The following is an 18,811-nucleotide window of genomic DNA, read 5'->3' as shown; positions in this document are numbered from 1 at the left end:
CGTCTGTCTTATTATCCATGTCTTGTCGTGACCATCTTAAGCTGTCCGGTGCGGAGGGCATGGTTCACGTATTCATATACTTTGTACATCGGTGTGTCCGGCTCGATATTGCCGCGGTCTCTGGAGCCTGCGCCATGGGAGCGGACTTTGCCGTCGTAATCATATTCTGTCATGGAGAGTGTCTGCACTTTCTTGTTCGGCACGTCCATCTTCACCTGGTACACGGCAGCGGAGAAGTTCTGGTCCTTCCACGGGTAGGTGATACGCATCCAGAATGTCGCATAGCCGTCGCGGTAGCTCATCGTGTTCTTTTCGATCTGGTATTCGCTTCCATGGAAACGGACGCCCTGTTCTTTATAGAGCGTGACCCAGTCCGGGTTGGTGAAGCGCGGAAGCGGATTTTCGACGTAGTGGGTGTAGATGGTCTTTCCCAGTGTGTTCGGAAGGATCTTGGACCAGTTTTCCGGATTGTCCGGATAGACTTTCGTTTCCATCTTCCCGTCTTTGGAAGGCATCTGGAGTGTCGCGATGCGGTAGGTATTGTCCTCGCGGTTGAAGGCCATCGAGGAAATGACGTTCTTTCCGCCGGCTGGCAGCTCGAGTGTCATCTGCGCCAGGATTCCGCCGTCCACGTAGGAATCTGTATCGACTTTGACGCCGCTCGTGCCCGGGAGCGCTACCCAGTTTTCTGCGAGAGCGCTGGCGGATGCGCCTGCCATCATGGCGCACGCGAGTATGGCGGTAAATAATTTCTTCATAAATCCCTCCTGATTTACTTGCCCCGGAGCGCTTTGATCGCCCTGAGGTCCTGTACTGTCAGAAACGGCTCGTAAGGTTTCCCCATGTAGAGTGAGGCGGTGTCCACCATCGCCGTGATATACGGCGCGGGGACATGCATCATGTCCGCCAGATCGAGGAGGCTTCCCAGTCCGCAGGGAAGGTCTTCGGAAAGGCTTCTGTCGGATAAGGAAACGGGGCCTTTGAGCCCGTCGTAGAGTGCATTATTCTTAAACGCCTCGTAAAGGGTCGCTTTCTTCTCAGATCGTTGGGAATTCACGGTCTCAAGGAGGCTGTAAAGTTCAAGCCCCAGAGCCTTTCCCACGGCGAGGCGTTCCTTGTCGCAGTGCTCCATGTAGTCGGCTGCGCGGCTGGTGAACGATGGTCCGAAGAGTTCGAAGTCTTCCCCGTTCTCGATGCGCGAGATATTGAAGAAGGCACTGGCCGCATTCACGATCGGCATCGCCTGCGAAAGGGATGTGGAGACCGGTGAGGAAATACGGGAAACGCGCGGTGCAATCGTATGGAGAAGCTCGCCCGGATCCTTGCTCGTTCCCAGCGCCGAGTACCCGATTTCCGTACGGATGCCCTTCATTTCCAGTGTCAGGAAATCTTCCGAAAGGCTGGCAACGAAAGGAGACCCGGCTGTCTCTGCGATGGTCAGGTACTTCGCATCTTCTTTCAGCAGGCGGTACGTCTTCACAGCGCCCCAGCAGCCGTTCAGGAAAAGGATGCACTGCCCCTTACGAAGACAGGGCAGAAGCTCATTGATGACGTCTTCATAGTCGCCTGCGCGGGTGCAGATGATGACGGTATCGGAATAGTTCACCGCTTCCTTCATCGTCTTGGCCATCGGCACGTAGAAGGAGCTCTCCATCACGCCCGTCACGCGGACCGGTTTCGTCGACCATGCAGCAAGTTTCTTCTCGCTTCTGACGTAGACAAGGGACGAAACGTCCCTTAATTTTAAATAAGAAGCCGCCGCAAGCGCCATCGCGCCGGCTCCGATGATTGAAACTCTCATTTTACCTCCCTGGATACGCGCCTCTTACAGCGCGCCTGTCTCCTTATTATATATTTGGCAAGCCGCGCAAGGCAACAGGAAAACGGAAAGTGCAGGAACCCCGTGGTAAAAGATTTGTAAACCCTTGATTTTCTTTTCCGTTCTATGTTATATTGATGATAATTAATCTTTTATATGAGCGATGACAAGAGAAAGTACATGGATGGAACCTCCAAAGAGAGCCCCGATGGTGGAAACGGGCGTGGGAATTCCATGGAAGTGCCTCTTCGAGCCGGCCAGCTGAACCCAAGTAAGCGGCCCGGGATCACCCGTTACAGTGGCTGAGTCTTTTTGACTTACCAAGGCTTTTGCGGCAACGCAGGGGCGAAATTGGGTGGAACACGGAAAATCCCGTCCCTTTGCGGCGGGGCTTTTTTTATTGCATCGCAAACCATACAACCAAAAAACTAAAAACTAACACATTCTAGGAAAGAAGGTCCTCATCATGTCCCGCATATTGACTGCAGAACATATTCGCAAATCTTTCGGCAATCATACAGTCCTGAAAGACATCAACCTGAACGTTGAAAAAGGTGATGTAGTATCGATCCTCGGCCCGTCCGGCACGGGGAAAACTACCTTCCTCCGCTGCCTGAACTATCTCGAACAGCCAGACTCCGGCAAACTCACGATTGACGACGTATCTGTCGATTTCTCCAAAATTTCCAAAGATGAAGTCAAACGCCTCAGAAGGAAATCCACGATGGTCTTCCAGCAGTTCAACCTTTTCAGAAATAAGAACGTCCTGGAAAATATCACCGAAGGCCTCATCTACGGCTACGGCAAGTCCGCTTCCGAAGCGAAGGACATCGCCATGGAAGAACTGAAGCGCGTCCACATGGAAGACTACGCCAAGATGTATCCGTCTGAACTCTCCGGCGGCATGCAGCAGCGCGTCGGCATCGCTCGCGCCCTCGCTCCGCGTCCTGACGTCATCCTCTTCGACGAACCGACATCAGCCCTCGATCCGGAACTCGTCGGCGAAGTCCTCGACACCATCGCTGAAGTTGCTACCCTTGGCATCACGATGATCATCGTCACCCACGAAATGCACTTCGCGCGCGAAGTCTCCTCCAAAGTCGTCTTCATGTCCGACGGCCTCGTCGTCGAAGAAGGCACCCCGGAAGACCTCTTCACCCACCCGAAGGAAGAAAAGACCCAGCAGTTCCTCCAGCGAATGCTCAAGAGAGACGAACACTGATTTTCGTTTCCCGCTCATTCGTTAGAAAGAGGTCTTCTCTATGTTAACTTTTAATTTTGATTACTTCCTCGGACTTTTCCCGAGGCTCGCGACGGCCATCCCCTACACGGCGGAAGTCATCGTCGGCTCGATCCTCCTCTGCCTTATCGTAGGGATGATCATCGCCGTCATCCGCATCGCAAGGATTCCCGTCCTTCATCAGTTCTGCGAAATCTGGCTCTCCTACAACAGAAGCATGCCATTCATCCTGGACCTCTACCTCGTCTACTTCGTCCTGCCGGTCATCGTCCGCGGACTTGGCATCAGCCCTGACGGCTGGCCTCTGACAGCGTACGTCCTCATCGCGCTGACATTCCACTATTCACCGGTTATTTCGGAAATCATCCGTCCTGCCTACCTTTCCGTAGACAAGGGGCAGAGCGAAGTTGCCGTCGTATTCGGCCTTTCGCCCTTCCACAGAGTCTTCCGCATCGTAGCGCCGCAGGCATTTCCTGTAGCCCTTCCGAACCTCGTCAGTGAAGCCATCAACATCATGAAGGATACCTCCGTCATGTACTTCATCGGCGTCATCGACCTCATGGGCCGCGCCGGCAACATCATCAACGCCAACTATGGCCAGGGAAAACTTGAAACCTACTGCGCCGTCGCCCTCATCTACTGGGTGCTCGTCATCTTCGTGGAAATGGTATTCCATGCGACACAGCGCATGACCGATAAAGGAAGGAGGACCACATAATGATAGACTTTGCTGTCATACCGACCGCCCTCCTCTTCATCGCCGAAGCCATCCCGAATACCCTCTTCATGGCATTCGTCAGCCTTTTCTTCGGCATCCTTCTGGGCTCCGTGATTGCACTCATCCGCATCCGCAGCAAGAACGTCATCGTGAACGGTTTCATCACCGTTTTCATTTCCTTCTTCAGAGGCGTACCGAGCATCGTGCAGCTTTTCATCGTCTACTACTCGCTGCCCTACCTCCTCGCGCCCCTCTTCACGTCTATCCTGGGCCACACCGTGAAACCCTTCGACGTCAGCCCCTACTGGACCGTTTACACCACATTCATCCTTTACAACACCGTCTACCAGTCTGAAAACCTCAGAGGAGCGCTCCGCTCCGTCGACCACGGGCAGTACGAAGCAGCCGTCGCCATGGGCATGACCCCATTTTGCGCCTTCACCCGCATCGTCCTCCCCCAGGCCTTCGTCGTAGCCATGCCGGCCTTCTTCACCTACTACCTGAAGACCATCAAACTCCTCGCCCTGGTATTCACCGTCAAAGTCGTCGACATGTTCGCCAAAGCCGACATCTTCTCTGCTCTCTACAACAGAAGAACCGAACCCTACATCGCCGACGCCATAGCCTACTGGGCCGTAGCCATCCTCCTCACCCTCTTCTTCAACTGGTGGGAAAAGAGACTCCGCTCCAAAGGATTTTAATAAGGAAAAGGATAAGAAAAAGGACATCTCCGGAAATGGGATGTCCTTTTTTGCGTGGGGAGTTGGGGCGGGGCGTGGCTTAGCTGTCCCCGTTAGGGGAAGGAGTATGGCAGGGATGGGGTTACATAAGGTTTCAAACAAATAAGAGTTGCGCTCTTTCTTTTATTCCTCAGGAAGCTGTCTCCTTCGGGGGGAAGTGGCCATTATACAAATGATTGCACGTGAAATCACAGAAATGATTGTAGAATTTTCATAATGGTCGAAAGGGGTTCACTGCTTATTTTCTCTAGCATAGCGAGGTCGTATGGTTTTAAAACCATACAGCCGCCTTACAGGCTAGGAAATGCAACTCATCCGTCAGCTCCGCTGCCACCTTCCCTTCCAGGGCAAGGTCAAAACCGGCCCCCTATTTCTTCAGCGCATCTTTGAAGTCGTCGACTTGTTCTTTGATTTCTTTCATGTTTTGCTGGATGCCCCTGAAGGTTTTGACGGCTTCCTGCTCTCCTACGGCGTCGGTGATGCGCATGGCTTCTCCGGTGTCGGGGTCGACGAGGCGGATTTCGCCCAGGTGGAGGCGGCCTTTGACGATGCTGAAGGCGTCGGTTTCTGCGATGCCCAGTTTCGTGTACAGTTTAACGTCATAGAAGGCAAGGGTGTGGCCCTTGTTATCGAAGCGGCCTGTGATCTTTTCGAAGGGAGCGAGCATGTAGAAGCCGCTTCCGGACTGGAAGGTGCCGAAGGAGTCGAGGTCTGCCGGGTTGCCGTCGCAGTGCATTTCACCGACGAGGTCGACGAGGCAGTAGAATTTATCACTCTTCAGCGGGTACCTGGTGTCCATGTCCCAGGCATTGATGTAGATATTGTAGGCACGGGAATCGATGTCGTAGTCGCCGCGGGCGAGGAGTCTTCCTCCGTAGACGCCTGCTTTGACGTTGGAGAAGGTCAGAAGTCCGCCTTCGTAGTGGATGTCGCCGTGCACGTCATGGAAGCACAGCGCAGGGATGCGGAGGCGTTTCATTTCCAGTGTCCCGTCTGCTATTGGCCCTGCAAAGGGTCCGTCGGCATGGGCTTTCAGAGTCAGGCGGTCGCGGATGCTTGTCCCAAGGCCCAGGGAGGAAGGATCGATGCCGTCGAATTCTGCATCGAAGTGGCATTCCTGATCGGGTTTCGAAAAGTCCACGGTTCCGTAGAGTTTTACGCCGTCGCCGACAGCCGTGCCTCCGAAGGGTCCGGTCGTCAGGGAAATGTATGTCATGCCCTTCGTGTCGAGGTCCATTTCCATATTCACGTGATTGAAAATATGATGGCGTTCCAGGTAGAAGGTCTGAATCTTTGCATTGTTCAGGACGAAATTCATTTTGAGGCGCTTGCCGTTCCTGTTGAAGTTCGCCTTGCCGTCTTCGGAATTATCTTCGATTTCCTTTGGATTGACGAAGTCGCCCTGCATATTCTCATCGTAGCGGACGGCGAAGACCGGATCGTTCAGCGTGATGCCTTCCAGCGTGGTCGATTTCATTCTCCGGGTCACGATGTCCCATGGATTGACCTTCAGCGTCCCTGTCGGCACACGGAGGATCGGATTTCCCTGCGGATCATCCCAGGCAAGGTTCGTGAACGTCACGCCGCCATGGATATTCGCTGTGATTTCCTCGACCGTGATCGTCCCGCGCAGCATTTTCTGCTTCGATACGGCATAATTGAAGATTCCGGCCGCGCCGAGGCTCGCCATTTTGAAGAGGAGCAGCACGACGAGGAAGAGTGAAACGAGCACACTGAAAAGAACGGCGGCGTACATCGCCCATTTCCGTTCTTTCCGGTACTGCTTCAATTTCCTGAACATAGGCTCCCCTCCTTTGCTTCATCATAGCACAATCCGCCCCGCCTGATAAGGATTGCCTTGACGCGCCCCGCCCTGTCCGACTACAATGAGGGTACATTCCTGCCAAAGGAGGCCCGCTATGAATATCCATGACGAAACACTGAAAATGAAACTCGCATCGCCCCTTCTCTCCGCTTCATCTCTTGAAACGAGAAACAAGGCGCTCGCCCTCATCCGCGAATCTTTGAATGCGCATAAAGAAGAAATCTTCGAAGCCAATAGAAAAGACCTGGCCCTTGCCGAGGAAACAGGCGTCCCGGCTCCGGTCAAGAAACGCCTCAAATTCGACGAAGCGAAGCTTTCTGACGTCACCGAAGAACTCACAGGCCTCATGGCGCTTCCGGATCCGCTCCGCAATATCACCCTTGCCCGCGAACTCGACCAGGGCCTCACGCTCTACCGCGTCACCTGCCCGATCGGCGTCATCGGCGTCATCTTCGAAGCACGCCCCGATGCCCTCGTCCAGATTTCCTCCCTGTGCCTGAAGAGCGGCAACTGCGCCATCCTGAAAGGCGGCAAGGAAACGACGTGGACGAACCGCGTCCTTTTCTCCCTCATCCATCAGGCAGCCATCGACGCAGGCCTTCCGGAAAACTGCCTCCTCCAGGCAGAGCAGCACAATGAAATCGACGAACTCCTCGAATGCCACGACACCGTCGACCTCCTGATTCCAAGAGGCTCGAACGCATTCGTCCAGTACATCATGAACCATACGAACATCCCCGTCCTCGGCCATGCCGACGGCGTCTGCCACATCTACGTCGATAAGGAATATGACAAGGAAACTGCGATTCCCCTCATCGTCGATGCCAAGACACAGTACCCGGCAGCCTGCAACGCCGTCGAGACCGTCCTGATCCACAGGGACGTCGCCAAAGATTTCCTTCCGGGCCTTGCCAAAGCGCTGAGGGACGCCGGCGTGAAACTGAGGGGCACAGAAGAAGTCAACGAAATCACTCCCGTGGAGATCATCCCGGAAAGCGAATCCTTCCATCATGAATACGTCGACCTCATCATCGCCCTGAAGATCGTAGGCGGTGTCGATGAAGCCATCAATCACATCAATACCTACGGCTCCCACCACACCGACTGCATCCTCACCCAGAACGCAGAAACAGCCGAGAAATTCATGACCCTGGTCGACAGCGCCAACGTCTACCAGAACGCAAGCACCCGCTTCGCCGACGGCTTCCGCTACGGCTTCGGCGCCGAAGTAGGCATCTCCACCTCCAAAATCCACGCCAGAGGCCCCGTAGGCCTCGAAGGCCTCCTCTCCTACAAGTACAAACTCTTCGGCCACGGAGACATCGTAGGCGACTACGCCAGCGGAAAGAAACACTTCATCCATAAGGATTTATAATTAAGCGAATAAAGAAACGCCTTGAAAATGATCAGTCATTTTCAAGGCGTTTTTGTGTTGGATGGAGAGAAATTTGCTGATTTCTCTCTAGCGAGGGCGAAATACTCGGAAAAATCAAGACTCAGTACATCGCAGTTACATAGCCGTTCGCGACGATACGGAAGGTTTTGACCTGCCCCAGCGGGGAAGAATGCCTTTGACCTTGCCCTGGAAGGGAAGGTGCCCGACCTTAAATTCTGATGTCGGGCGGATGAGTTGCATTTCTTCAGCCTCTAGGCTGGTTTTATGGTTTTTTATAAAATGCATTTTCTAAAGTTGCCGGAGAAAGGGGTGCAGTATTCATTGGTTTTTATAAAAGGTTCCTCGAACGCAGCGAGATCAAGCCCCTATTTCTTCATCCAGTGGCTGGAGAAGGAGTGCTGCTGGGATTCGTTGATGCCTCTGTGGCCGTGGATTTCCATGGTGCCAAGGGCTTCTTCAAGGCGGGCGAATTCGGTCTTGGTGAGGGTGACTTCGGAGGCTTTGAGGTTTTCGAGGATTCTTTCTTTGTTCTTGGATCCCGGGATCGGGACGACGTTGGGGTATTTATAGAGCATCCATGCGAGGGAAATCTGCGCGGGCGTGGCTTTTTTCACTTTGGCGAATTCTTCGAGGAGTTCTACGATCGGGCGGTTGCCTTCGAGGTTTTCTTTGGAGAGCTGCGGGACGAATTTTCTGACGTCGTCAGTGCCGAATTTGGTTTCGGCGGTGACTTTGCCGGAGAGGAGGCCGCTGGCGAGGGGCGAGAAGGGCACGACGCCGATGTGATGCTCGATGCAATACGGGAAGATTTCCTTTTCGCAGTCTCTTTCGACCATGGAGTACAGGTTCTGCACGGCGGTGACGGGCGTGATTTCATGGGCTTTGGAAAGGATGGAAACATCGACCTGGGAGAGGCCCCAGCCGCGGATTTTTCCTTCCCTGATCAGACGGCCCATGCTTTCTGCGATTTTCTCGATCGGAATGGCTTCGTTGAAGCGATGTAGATAGTAGAGGTCGACGTAATCGGTGCGGAGGCGTCTCATGGATGCGGTCAGGTGGCGGAGAAGGACGTTGTAGATGTCCCCTTCTGGATCGTATTCCTCTGTGGAAATATGGAGCTTCGTCGCAAGGACGATGTCCTTCCTGAATCCTTCGACAGCGCGGCCGACGATTTCTTCGTTGTGGCCCCGGTAGAACTGTTCCCTGCCATACGTTTCAGCGGTATCGAAGAAGGTACAGCCGTAGTCATGTGCTGCGCGGATGGCAGCGATGCTGTACGATGTTTCCGGCACTTTCCCATAGCCGTGGGAGAATCCCATGCACCCCATCCCTATTTCCGAGACGGTCAGATTTCCGATTTTTCTTTTCTTCATGTTTCCTCCTAAAACTGTGCCACACAGATGACGTCTCCGTCCTCCCTATGGATGGAAAATTCAATATCATCGCCGCCGCGGACGCCGAAGTCGCCTCTGGGGTCGCGAAGAAGGCGGCCTTTGATCTTGCGGCCGTTCAGGCCTGTCGTCAGAACCCAGCAGGGTTCGGGCAGCTCGCCGTCTCTCATGAGGTAGACGAGGACGCGGTCGGGAATGTCCGCATGGCGCCATTCGTCGATGATGTCCATTTCACGGACCTTCGCGAGGTCCCGCGGGCAGGCGTACATGGCGCGGATCGTTTCCATTTTCTTCTGGAAGGCAGGAATCTTCTCTCCGGCAAAGGGGATGATCCGGCAGTCATTGACGCTTTCCTTCGTCACGGAAGCCGACGTTTCCTGCAGCGCGGAAAGGACGGAGACCATGCCGTTCTGCTCGCGCCCTCCGCCCAGAATTTCAAAACAGATGCCCTTCACCGGGTCGATGTAGCCGTAAACGATGACGCCATTCTCATCTTCGCCCGGAAAGAGCCCCCGCAGGCCCGCTTCCATCAGCGCAGAGAAGACAGCGCCATTGATCGTCATGAAACAAGTACGATAAATCATTTCCCGGAAATCCGGCTCTCTCACCTTGATTTCTATCTGTTCATCTTCGCTCATTTTCATCCCTCCCGCTCCCCTCCCGGCGAAAAGCCTGCCGGTCTCCATCGGGGACGTTTACCATGGGAAATTTTTTCTTTATTATATACCGTAAAAAGTCCGCCATAAAGGAAGATTTGGCACGAAAAGGCCTGTCTGGCCATTGAAAAAGAGCGGATTTCTCCGCCCTTCCATTCAAGAAATTTATACTCCCTCTAGGTCTCCCGTTTCCTTCAGAAGAAATTCCTTCGGCCGCTCCAGTGAGGAGAAGGCAAAGGGCGAAAGCGTCGCCGCATACGCGCCCGCATTGCCGATGACGATGCCGTCCCCTTCGGCAAGGCGCGGGAGCGTGATGTCTTCTGCGATGATGTCCGCCGCCGTGCAGAGGTTGCCCGTGATCGTGACCGTCTCCGGATTTCCTTCCCTCAAAGTGGAAATGGGAAATGCCCGCGCGCCCGAGAAAAGCGGCTCGCAGAGCGCCGGATGGCCGGTCTCATCGTACTTTTCGACAAGACGCGCCAGTGCCGGGCGAAGGAAACCATGCATCGTACCCGCCGTGATGAGGAAGACTTTCCCCTCCGACACCTTCCTGTCGAGCGCCTTCGTCACATAGAAACCCGAAGGCCCGGGCGCATACCGGCCGCTCTCAAGGAACAGGCGCGCCTTCGGGAAACGGTCATGGAAGGGCCCGGCAAGCGCAGCGAAGGCTTTCTCAAGAAGCGCCAGGTCCATTTCCTCGTCCTCCGGATCCATCGGAATCCCGATCCCCGAGCCCAGGTTCACGAACGAAAGCTCCATCGCCTCCGTCCGTCCAAGACGTTCCGCCATGAGAAGGACGTTCTCATAATAGAGCGCCAGTGCTTCTTCGGAGAGCTCCTGGCTCTTCAGATGGACGTGGATGCCCGCCGGGGACAAATGGGGAAAATGCCAGTCATTCAAGAGGGTAATCGCCTCTTCCTCATCGATTCCGAACTTCGACGGCTCGCCCCTGCCTCCTGCAAAACCGAAGGAAGGATGAATGCGGAGGCCGATCGAAACATGGATCCCCTTTTCCTTAGCCGCTTCTTCGATCCGCGCAATCTCGCCCGCGCTGTCAGCGACAAGCGTCGCGAGCTCCAGCGTCTCCCGGATGTCCTTTGCACGCTTTCCCGGCGCCGAGTACTGGATCTCCTCTTTCATCATCCCAAGAGAAACTGCCAGGCGCACCTCGGCTGCGCTTGCCGCATCCGCGCCGAAACCTTCTTCTTTCATCACACGTGCCACAGGAAGGAAAGGATTCGCCTTTAGAGAATACAGGATTTTCGCCGAAGGAAAAGACCTCGTAAGAGCCCTAGCGCGGGACCGGATCCCTGCTTCGTCATACAAGTAAAAACAATCCTCCGTCAAGAGAAGCTTTGCTGCCGCAGCCTTCAAACGCTCATTCATTCCTTCCATGCTCCACATCCTTCCCCGCCAGAAAGCGGATTTTTCTTGATTGTACCATGGAAAACGTTTTTCTAAAAATCAAATCACACGAAACTATAAACGCAGGCATGCCTCATATCTATCTTTTGGTGAGTTTATAAACTCATTTTGTTAGGATGGAAATCGCCAAAGGCCCAAAAGGGAAGCTATTCAGCAATATATCGGAAAATTTCACATTTTAAAAAATAAATGCGTCCCGGGCGAAGAAATTTGGCCGAACCAGACCGCGTCGAAATTGACCGGTATAAAAATAATTGATATGCGAAGCTTTTATAATAAAATCTTATGATAACGCCTGCAACAATAAAAATTCAAAAATAAACTAAGTATGATTTTTCTCGTAATAAATATGGACGGATTTCTATAGGAGGAGAGCTGAGGGATATTAGGAAAGAAGTGTGGTTAGCTGTCCCCGTCAGGGGAAAGTGGCGCCGTCAGGCGACGAAAGGGGTTCATCTCCTTCAGCCGAAGGCTGGTTTTGTGGTTTTAAAACCATACAGCCGCCTTGCAGGCTGGGAAATTCAACTCATCCGAGAAATTTTAGAAAGCAAAAATTTCCCACCTTCTCCTCCCGGAGCAAGGTCAAGACCGGCCTACGGCCCTCCTCTCCTATCCCACGCAAAAACTCCACTCATCAGAAAATGGTGAGTGGAGTTTTCCCTATTTCCTACATAATTTCCCTATCAGAAGTGGTATCTGACGGCTGCGGTCCAGGTGTTGCTCTGTACGCTGGTGCCGTGCTGGTACTGGTAGGCGACTCCGTAGGTGAAGTTTCCTTTGGCTGCCTGTACGCCAAGTCTGCCATACCAGCTGCCTGCGTCGGCGATGTCGAAGCCGAAGGCGTCGCTTGCACCGCCCAAGCTTACTTTGTCAGTGCCGTCGCGGTCGCCGAATGTCCATACGTAGCCTGCTTCTGCCATCGGGCGGATGGTCCAGATGCCGTTCTTGATGTCTGCGCTGTAGCGGAGACCGAGCGGGAACATCCAGACGTTAGCATCATCGCTGTCATGACGGACGCCGATACTGTCGGTGTAGGCATCCGTGCCAAGGTGTGCGTAGCGGAGGCCTGCGAACGGGGTCAGAGTGCCCATGCCAAGGCCGATGCCTCTTTCGGCTCTGACGCCGATGCTGTATGCATCACTGTCAGTGGAACCAGTGATGGTGCTGCCGCTGTTATGCTGCTTGAGGTCGTTGCTTCCATGGAGGTAGGAGATGTCGCCGAGGTATGTCATTGGTCCCTGTTCGACTCTGCCATAGAGAGCAAGGCCGTAGTAGTCGACGTCGTTCTTGGTGTGCGCTGCTTCGGTATTTCCAGAGAAGCTTCCATCCATGTACGTCAGGGCTGCGCCGACTGTCGCATTTCCCTTCTTGTAGAAGTCACTGCCGACGACAACGCCATTGAACTGTGCATCATAGGAAGCGCCCATATTGGCCAGGCCGAGACCGCGGACATTTTCCTTGGAGTGGATGAAATGAGCCCAGAGATCCTTATCCTGATCTTCTGTGTAAAGGCCGGTCAGGTGGAATGTGAGAGAGCTGTCGAAGAGGTTGTTTGCCGCATAGAGTCCATGCTGTACGCCGGCAAGTTCAGTCAGGGCTGATGCGCTGTTAAATGCGCTTTCCTGTGCTTCTTCGGTCAAATTGTCGTCAGAAGCCGCGAGAGCAAAGGCAGATGCAGCACCGCCGCTATCCATAGCAGCATTGATGGTATTGGGTGCACAATGACTTTATCGCCGTATACATCATGCGCGTCCTGGGATTCAGCGGTGACGGAGAACTGTGTTTCCCCATTTCCTTCAGCGCCAACGAATTCAAGCAGATGTCCGTACGAGAAGACATTGCTGTTTACGGCTGCCCCGGCTTCTGCAAAGAGGCCGTTTCCATCTTTGTCGTTCGTGCCGGAGAGGATGTTGTATGTGGTATTGCCCTTGGCATTTAAAATGTAAATCTTTGCGGAAGGGGAAATATCGGTAGTGCTTACATCCGTAATGGCTGCCGCCTGGCTTCCGGATACTTTATTTCCGTCAATCATCAGGAGGGAATTCTTTCCCATCTTGAATGTGCCAATCGCTGCCGCACTGTCCGCATTGGCCGAACTGTCGATGACAACGCTGCCATCGGAGAGGCTGGCGCTCGTTGCAACATAAAGGGCAGAGAGGATATCCGTGTCACTCCAGGTAAGTCCGCTGTCCGTAAATGCCTTTTCAGCAAGGGTCTTGTCGGTGGAGCCAACCGTCAGCGTAGAGTTGTTTCCTATGACGACTTTGGATCCGGAAATAGAACCTGCAGCGGCTTCTGCGCCGTCCTCTTGCGTCCCGCCTATCCAGACCGGATCGAGGTAGAGCGTACCGCCATTCAGGTTGATGCTTCTTGCGCTGAGATTAACAGATTCCTCTTCATTTCCCAGTTTCAGTATGATGCTGGAATCACCGGTGATGGCTTTGGCGACAGTAACATCACCAGTGACGACGGATGTTCCGCTTGTCGTCAGGTTCTGCTCCAGAGTCAGCGTACCGGTCTGGGATGTGAGGGCAGAGTCGGTCAAAGCGACATCACCCGTGACAGTCGTCTGTCCATTCGCTGCGATAGTACTGTTTTCCGCAGTCACATCAGCAGCGACGTTCAGTGTCTGATTTTCTGCAACAGCGCTGTTGCCAATCGTAAAGGTAGACCCTTCCGCCAGATTAACTGAAGCCGTGCCGCTGTCGGTTGTAATGACATCCGTCGTTTCACTGTCGCCCAGTGTCAGATTCTGACCGCCGGCTACGGATACCGTATCCGCACCGCCCATATCAAGGGCGGCGACATTGAATCCGCGGTCCAGCGATGTCGTGTTGTCTTCCGAGGAAGGAGCGCCAATGGAAATGTTGCTGCCTTCTGTCGTGAGCGTGTTGCTGATGCCCGTGGTATCCACGAGGTTGCCCGTCATGACGATACTGGTCGTGGAATCTTCCAGCGCATCCATGGTCTTCTGGATATTTGTAAGGTATGTATAGCTGTAATCATCCGAGAGGGAGAGCGTGCCTGCCTTGAAATTGACGGAATCCGCCGTGGTCTCGGTCAGACCGTTGTCCCCGGCTGTCGTTTCTGTGGTATCCCCATCGGTAAATACCTGGCCTGCTGTCGTAGCAAGTGTAGCCGTACCATCCAGAGTAAGCTTGCCGCCGCCCGTGATAGAATCGGAGAGTTTTTCTGCCGTCAGCTTGCCGCTCGTCAGAGTCAGAGTACTGGTGTTGTCCACATTGGCCGTCGTCAGAGCGAGATCATTGCCGCCTAAGGAAACGGTCGATCCATTCGTGGAGGAAACCGTGCCGCCGATAGCAGCATTTCCTGCCGTGACAGTCGATGCATCGGAAGAGAGATCTCCGGCAATCGTCAGAGCGCCTTCTGCATCAACAGTCGTGCCATTTCCGACAGCAAAACTGCCTGTGTTTTCTGCTCCCTCTGCGTCTGCTGAACCGATGGTGAGTTCTGCCTCAGGTGCGATATAAATCTTCTGGAAATATCCCAGTTCGCCGACGGTATTTCCTTTCGAATAGACATTGAGCGTATTTCCTGTACTTGACGTGCCATAGCCGCCATAGAGAGCCGCGGTGCCATTCAGCACGCCGCCGGTAATATTGACTGTATTGTCCGATGCTTCGCCGCTAACCGTATAACCGGCAATAATTTGTGAACTGCTGATATGGCCGCTCTCCAGATTGATGGTATTTCCTGAAGCTGCACCGCTTCCCATTGTGAGGCCGCCATAAATGTTTCCTGATGCATCGCCTGCGAGGGTGACGCTGTTGCCCGTACTGCCTGCGCCGCTCTCTCCGCCATAGATCTCTATAGCTCCTATCAGGTTTGCGCCCGAAATGGACACATGATTATCCGTTGCTTTGCCAGGTACGGATAAAGCGCCCACGATACTGGAAGGGTTCTCAGGATCGACGCCATCCGTGCTGCCAATGGTGCCGCCCGTGATGGTGACACTGTTTCCAGATGCATCTCCCGGGTAGGCAGCGGCCCCGGAAATGGAGATCACGCCGCTGGCTGTACCGATTGTGCCGCGGGAAATATTGACTTCATTTGAGGACGCCCCGGAACTATCTGAATAAGCACCTGCTATATTGATATCTCCTCCGGTACTGCCATCCTCTGCAGCATTGATGGAACCTCCGGAAATGGTGATGGTATTGTTTGTCATAGTACTGCTGCCGGATCCTGCATTTTCCATATCGCCGGCAATCATGGATACGGAGCCACCGTGGGAATCGATTGTACCATTTTCCATGCTGATATGATTATCCGATGCCGAGGCTGCAAGCTTGTTGGCATAATCCCTATGATTATATCCACCAAAAATATGTATTTTTGCGTTTTCGCCCATTCCGATCTTGCCGCCGGTAATGGATAACTGGTTGCCTTCCGTTACACCGCCGGGCTTATAACTTTCACCGGCAGCAATATTCAGGGTATAGTTAGCCTTCGTAGAGCCCAAGCTGCCGCCGGAAATTTCTAACGTGTTATTACCTGCCGTTGTCCCATAGCCGCTCACAATATGGGAATTGACTTCCAGACTACCGCCCTGAACATACAGGTGATTATCATTGGCCTGCCCGCCAGCTGTATTACGGCCAGCAAACACTAAACCCGTTATCGTACCAGATTTGATGGTAACAGTATTGCTGTTGGCACTGGCTGACGCTGACTGTGTACTGCCCCCGAATATTTGGTAAACATTCCCATCTTCCATGTCGAACAGCACTTCATTTCCCGATGCGTCGCCAGCCTTCGAGAAACCGCCATATATGCGTGGATAAGTATAATTTACCAAGGCGATAGAGCCGTCTGCCTCTTCACTGTCTGTAATTGATACTGTATTGTTCAAGGCTGCTCCGGCATCTTCCCCAGTTCCGGCCGCATTGGAATAGCCACCGTAAATAAGCTTGAGTTTATTCAGCGACGTTCCGGAAATATTGACGTGATTATCTTTGGCCATGCCTTTGGAGGTATAACCGCCATAAATCAAGGATGTATTACTGCTTCCTTCTGTAAAATTGACTGTATTTCCCGTGGCATTACCAGATGTCGTTACATGACCGCCGTAAACACTTCCCGTTGTATTTGTACCGCTCATGTTCACTGTATTACTTGCAGCATCGCCTGTACCAGTCTGTCCGCCAGTGATACTTCCATTTACTGTGCCGTCCTGGACACCGAGTGTATTTTTGCTGGCGCTGCCACTTCTGGTATAGCCGCCAGTGATTAACGATCCGCCCGTACTGCCCGTGAAAGTGACGCTGCTGCCCGAGCTTCCTGTCGTGCCATAACCGCCGTAGACTTCTGTCTTGCTTCCAAGCATGCTGTTCGTGACCGTCACTTTGCTGCCTGATGCTTCCCCGGAAGCCGAATAGCCGCCAAAGACATAGGCAGTTGATGTATCAGAACCGATTTTTGAATCATTGACTATAGCTTTATTCCCCGTGGCATTTCCAGAATTTGTCCATCCGCCAATGGCATTATTGGCAAAACTGCCGCTTTCTACATCGACCGTATTTTCGCTCACGTCACCGCTGGGCGAATATCCACCATAAGCGGCGCCAGCAGCACTGTTATTCGAAAGCGTAACCTTATTGCCTGAAGATGTGCCTGCCGTCTGGATACGTCCGTTATAGACGAGTGTCGCTGTGCTGCCATCCAATGCAGCTGTATTTCCTGATACAGATCCACTTGCGGCCTGTCCTGCGCTGGCATAACCGCCCGTCTGCCCAGTAAGGGATACTGTATTGCCGGACGCATCGCCAGATCCGGTAAAGGCGCCGACAAAGACTGCATTAGGATTCAGGGCGGCTCCTGATACTTCGACCTTATTTTCTGCAGCATTACCTGAAGCGGTATAACCACCATACAGATAGGGTGCACCGCTGTCTTTGCCGATGGTGCCGCCGGTAACGTTGATATCATTGCCTGTCACGTCGCCGGAACTTTGCACAAAACCACCAAAGAGCTGCAACGCTGCTGCCGATGATGTATTCAACGTTCCCGACGAAATCGTCACTTTATTCTCCGAAGCTGCACCGGTCTTTACGATACCGCCCTCCACTTCGATGCCTTGGGCCGATGTTGAACCAATGTCAGCTCCATTAATTTCTACGCTGTTGCCGCTGGCAGTGCCGTTTTCATTGATTTGTGCGCCTTTGATCTGCAAAGTATCAGCACTGCCGGAAGCACCGATAGAACCGCCTGTCAGGCTGACACTGTTTTCTGAAGCCGTATCACTCGTACCATCTACATCTATATAAGCGCCGATCAGAATGTCATAGCCTCCCTGCGCATCCAACGTGCCGCCGGAAATAGCAACGGAGTTCTTCGAAATCGTACTGCCATGCCCCAGATCGTAAGCGCCATAGACGAAGTTAGCGCTGCCTTGCTCCTGGCCGAAAGTACCGCCGGAAATCTTCACTCTGTTACCGGAAATATTTTCATCGCTGCTCTGGGAATACGCCCCGATAATACGGTTGCCAGCTGCTACCGCGGTTTCCCCGAACGTGCCGCCGGAAATCGTTACACTGTTATTTGTATTCGCGCCACCGCTGCCGGACACGTTCGTGTTGGCACCAATGACAGACATACCTTTGGGTCCACTGCCAGAGGCAGCACCATTAATGATGCCTCCTTTAATAATGACCGCATTGTTGTCCGCACTGCCTGCATCTGCTTCACCTCCAACAACCTGTCCCATTGACCACGGCTGTATCGCTGATTGTCACCTGGTTGCCGATGACGTCTACATTTCCTTCTGTTCCTGTGAGATTCCAGTTATAGGCACCCCAGACGTACGTCGCCGATCCGCCGCTCATGGTTACCCTATTATTTTCTGTAGATCCGCCGGTGGTTCCTTTGTAACTCAATCCGGAACCTAAGGAGCTAAAATCATTAATCAAGGTTTGACCAAGGGAAGCAACACCTCCCACAGAAGCGCCGCCTGCCAGTTTGTAGACGGAACCTCCACTCATCGTGACACTGTTGTCCGAGGCCCCGCCATAGTCAGAAAAGCCGCCGACGGCTAATTCTGATACGCTGCCACCACTGAATGAAAGCGTATTCCTATTGGCATCACCGGCGCCGGAAATACCGCCAGCAATGACAGCGGCAGAGGACTGCACTGTATCCGAATTTCCCATGGATGCGCTGTTCCCGGTTACTGACCCATTAAGCGACAGTCCGCCCGCAGCCAGAGAATTGACTGTTCCGCCTGTAACGGCAATCGTATTCCCTGATACGCTGTCTGTGGAAATGCTGTCTGTCATACCTGATTCTACTGTTGTTATCGTACTTCCAGCCACCGCGCTTCCCACAGTGGTTCCTGATACGATGTTTAATGTGTTTCCATTGACCGTCCCGGTATCTTCATTCCCGGTCACCGTCCCGGAGCTGGATTCTGCAGTGACCGCGGCATAAGCCGGCGCACCACAAAAGCCCAGACTCAGGAGACTGGACATGATCAATGCCGTCATAATTTTACGGCGTTCTTGTTTCATTAATATTCCTCCCCTTTTATAAACCGCAAGCGGGGATGGCCTTCCACCACCATCCGCAAACTCGCTCTCCCAGAA

Annotated in this window: 13 protein-coding genes and 1 other annotated feature; of the genes, 4 read left to right on the top strand and 9 right to left on the bottom strand. The window is 53.4% G+C overall.

Features of this window, described 5'->3' with window-relative positions; translation table 11 throughout:
• Positions 1 to 11: 11 nt before the first annotated feature.
• Positions 12 to 758, bottom strand: coding sequence for a hypothetical protein (locus Dia5BBH33_RS10545; RefSeq protein WP_108850293.1), 747 nt, complete (start codon positions 756 to 758; stop codon positions 12 to 14).
• A 14-nt stretch (positions 759 to 772) separates the two neighbouring features.
• Positions 773 to 1,801, bottom strand: a complete 1,029-nt coding sequence (locus tag Dia5BBH33_RS10540; protein ID WP_144269327.1) for an NAD/NADP octopine/nopaline dehydrogenase family protein — start codon at positions 1,799 to 1,801, stop codon at positions 773 to 775.
• A gap of 172 nt (positions 1,802 to 1,973) precedes the next feature.
• Positions 1,974 to 2,202: a binding site (T-box leader), on the top strand.
• Between the two features lie 83 nt (positions 2,203 to 2,285).
• Between Dia5BBH33_RS10540 and Dia5BBH33_RS10535 the strand changes: the two genes are divergently transcribed.
• Genes Dia5BBH33_RS10535 through Dia5BBH33_RS10525 form a run of 3 tightly spaced genes read left to right on the top strand, consistent with a single transcriptional unit; the run spans position 2,286 to position 4,478 of the window.
• Complete coding sequence (locus Dia5BBH33_RS10535; RefSeq protein ID WP_108850295.1) at positions 2,286 to 3,041, top strand: amino acid ABC transporter ATP-binding protein; 756 nt, start codon at positions 2,286 to 2,288, stop codon at positions 3,039 to 3,041.
• A gap of 40 nt (positions 3,042 to 3,081) precedes the next feature.
• Positions 3,082 to 3,777, top strand: a complete 696-nt coding sequence (locus Dia5BBH33_RS10530; protein ID WP_144269326.1) for an amino acid ABC transporter permease — start codon at positions 3,082 to 3,084, stop codon at positions 3,775 to 3,777.
• Positions 3,777 to 4,478, top strand: coding sequence for an amino acid ABC transporter permease (locus Dia5BBH33_RS10525; RefSeq protein WP_144269325.1), 702 nt, complete (start codon positions 3,777 to 3,779; stop codon positions 4,476 to 4,478). The genes Dia5BBH33_RS10530 and Dia5BBH33_RS10525 overlap by 1 nt, the downstream gene beginning before the upstream one ends.
• A gap of 406 nt (positions 4,479 to 4,884) precedes the next feature.
• On the opposite strand, the gene Dia5BBH33_RS10520 is transcribed toward Dia5BBH33_RS10525, so the two are convergent.
• Positions 4,885 to 6,318, bottom strand: a complete 1,434-nt coding sequence (locus Dia5BBH33_RS10520; protein WP_144269324.1) for a translocation/assembly module TamB domain-containing protein — start codon at positions 6,316 to 6,318, stop codon at positions 4,885 to 4,887.
• Positions 6,319 to 6,436: 118 nt separating this feature from the next.
• Between Dia5BBH33_RS10520 and Dia5BBH33_RS10515 the strand changes: the two genes are divergently transcribed.
• Positions 6,437 to 7,717, top strand: a complete 1,281-nt coding sequence (locus tag Dia5BBH33_RS10515) for a glutamate-5-semialdehyde dehydrogenase (protein WP_144269323.1) — start codon at positions 6,437 to 6,439, stop codon at positions 7,715 to 7,717.
• Between the two features lie 386 nt (positions 7,718 to 8,103).
• On the opposite strand, the gene Dia5BBH33_RS10510 is transcribed toward Dia5BBH33_RS10515, so the two are convergent.
• The 6 genes from Dia5BBH33_RS10510 to Dia5BBH33_RS10485 all read right to left on the bottom strand — a co-directional run bounded on the left by Dia5BBH33_RS10510 (position 8,104) and on the right by Dia5BBH33_RS10485 (position 18,736).
• Positions 8,104 to 9,111, bottom strand: coding sequence for an aldo/keto reductase (locus Dia5BBH33_RS10510; protein WP_144269322.1), 1,008 nt, complete (start codon positions 9,109 to 9,111; stop codon positions 8,104 to 8,106).
• Positions 9,112 to 9,119: 8 nt separating this feature from the next.
• A complete protein-coding gene (locus Dia5BBH33_RS10505; protein ID WP_144269321.1) occupies positions 9,120 to 9,767 on the bottom strand; it encodes a hypothetical protein in 648 nt (215 codons plus the stop codon).
• A 183-nt stretch (positions 9,768 to 9,950) separates the two neighbouring features.
• Positions 9,951 to 11,171, bottom strand: coding sequence for a type III PLP-dependent enzyme domain-containing protein (locus tag Dia5BBH33_RS10500; protein ID WP_232518131.1), 1,221 nt, complete (start codon positions 11,169 to 11,171; stop codon positions 9,951 to 9,953).
• Positions 11,172 to 11,893: 722 nt separating this feature from the next.
• Positions 11,894 to 12,904 carry an autotransporter outer membrane beta-barrel domain-containing protein gene (locus Dia5BBH33_RS10495; RefSeq protein WP_144269319.1) on the bottom strand — a complete coding sequence of 337 codons (1,011 nt, stop codon included), beginning with the start codon at positions 12,902 to 12,904 and terminating at the stop codon, positions 11,894 to 11,896.
• Positions 12,847 to 17,937: a beta strand repeat-containing protein gene (locus Dia5BBH33_RS10490; RefSeq protein WP_144269318.1), complete on the bottom strand. Its 5,091-nt coding sequence runs from the start codon at positions 17,935 to 17,937 to the stop codon at positions 12,847 to 12,849. The genes Dia5BBH33_RS10495 and Dia5BBH33_RS10490 overlap by 58 nt, the downstream gene beginning before the upstream one ends.
• Positions 17,915 to 18,736: a hypothetical protein gene (locus Dia5BBH33_RS10485; protein ID WP_022382190.1), complete on the bottom strand. Its 822-nt coding sequence runs from the start codon at positions 18,734 to 18,736 to the stop codon at positions 17,915 to 17,917. Before Dia5BBH33_RS10485 ends, Dia5BBH33_RS10490 begins: the two co-directional genes overlap by 23 nt.
• Positions 18,737 to 18,811 lie beyond the last annotated feature (75 nt).

This window comes from Dialister hominis (assembly GCF_007164725.1).
Classification (GTDB): domain Bacteria; phylum Bacillota; class Negativicutes; order Veillonellales; family Dialisteraceae; genus Dialister; species Dialister hominis.
Note: the sequence above shows the minus strand (reverse complement) of the source record. Positions and strands in the feature narration are given on the sequence as shown.

Excerpts from the sequence above, each read along its gene's own strand:
- Dia5BBH33_RS10545 (WP_108850293.1), bottom strand. The coding sequence starts at position 758 with ATGAAGAAATTATTTACCGCCATACTCGCGTGCGCCATGATGGCAGGC.
- Dia5BBH33_RS10540 (WP_144269327.1), bottom strand. The coding sequence starts at position 1,801 with ATGAGAGTTTCAATCATCGGAGCCGGCGCGATGGCGCTTGCGGCGGCT.
- Dia5BBH33_RS10535 (WP_108850295.1), top strand. The coding sequence starts at position 2,286 with ATGTCCCGCATATTGACTGCAGAACATATTCGCAAATCTTTCGGCAAT.
- Dia5BBH33_RS10530 (WP_144269326.1), top strand. The coding sequence starts at position 3,082 with ATGTTAACTTTTAATTTTGATTACTTCCTCGGACTTTTCCCGAGGCTC.
- Dia5BBH33_RS10525 (WP_144269325.1), top strand. The coding sequence starts at position 3,777 with ATGATAGACTTTGCTGTCATACCGACCGCCCTCCTCTTCATCGCCGAA.
- Dia5BBH33_RS10520 (WP_144269324.1), bottom strand. The coding sequence starts at position 6,318 with ATGTTCAGGAAATTGAAGCAGTACCGGAAAGAACGGAAATGGGCGATG.
- Dia5BBH33_RS10515 (WP_144269323.1), top strand. The coding sequence starts at position 6,437 with ATGAATATCCATGACGAAACACTGAAAATGAAACTCGCATCGCCCCTT.
- Dia5BBH33_RS10510 (WP_144269322.1), bottom strand. The coding sequence starts at position 9,111 with ATGAAGAAAAGAAAAATCGGAAATCTGACCGTCTCGGAAATAGGGATG.
- Dia5BBH33_RS10505 (WP_144269321.1), bottom strand. The coding sequence starts at position 9,767 with ATGAGCGAAGATGAACAGATAGAAATCAAGGTGAGAGAGCCGGATTTC.
- Dia5BBH33_RS10500 (WP_232518131.1), bottom strand. The coding sequence starts at position 11,171 with ATGAATGAGCGTTTGAAGGCTGCGGCAGCAAAGCTTCTCTTGACGGAG.
- Dia5BBH33_RS10495 (WP_144269319.1), bottom strand. The coding sequence starts at position 12,904 with ATGGATAGCGGCGGTGCTGCATCTGCCTTTGCTCTCGCGGCTTCTGAC.
- Dia5BBH33_RS10490 (WP_144269318.1), bottom strand. The coding sequence starts at position 17,937 with ATGGGACAGGTTGTTGGAGGTGAAGCAGATGCAGGCAGTGCGGACAAC.
- Dia5BBH33_RS10485 (WP_022382190.1), bottom strand. The coding sequence starts at position 18,736 with ATGAAACAAGAACGCCGTAAAATTATGACGGCATTGATCATGTCCAGT.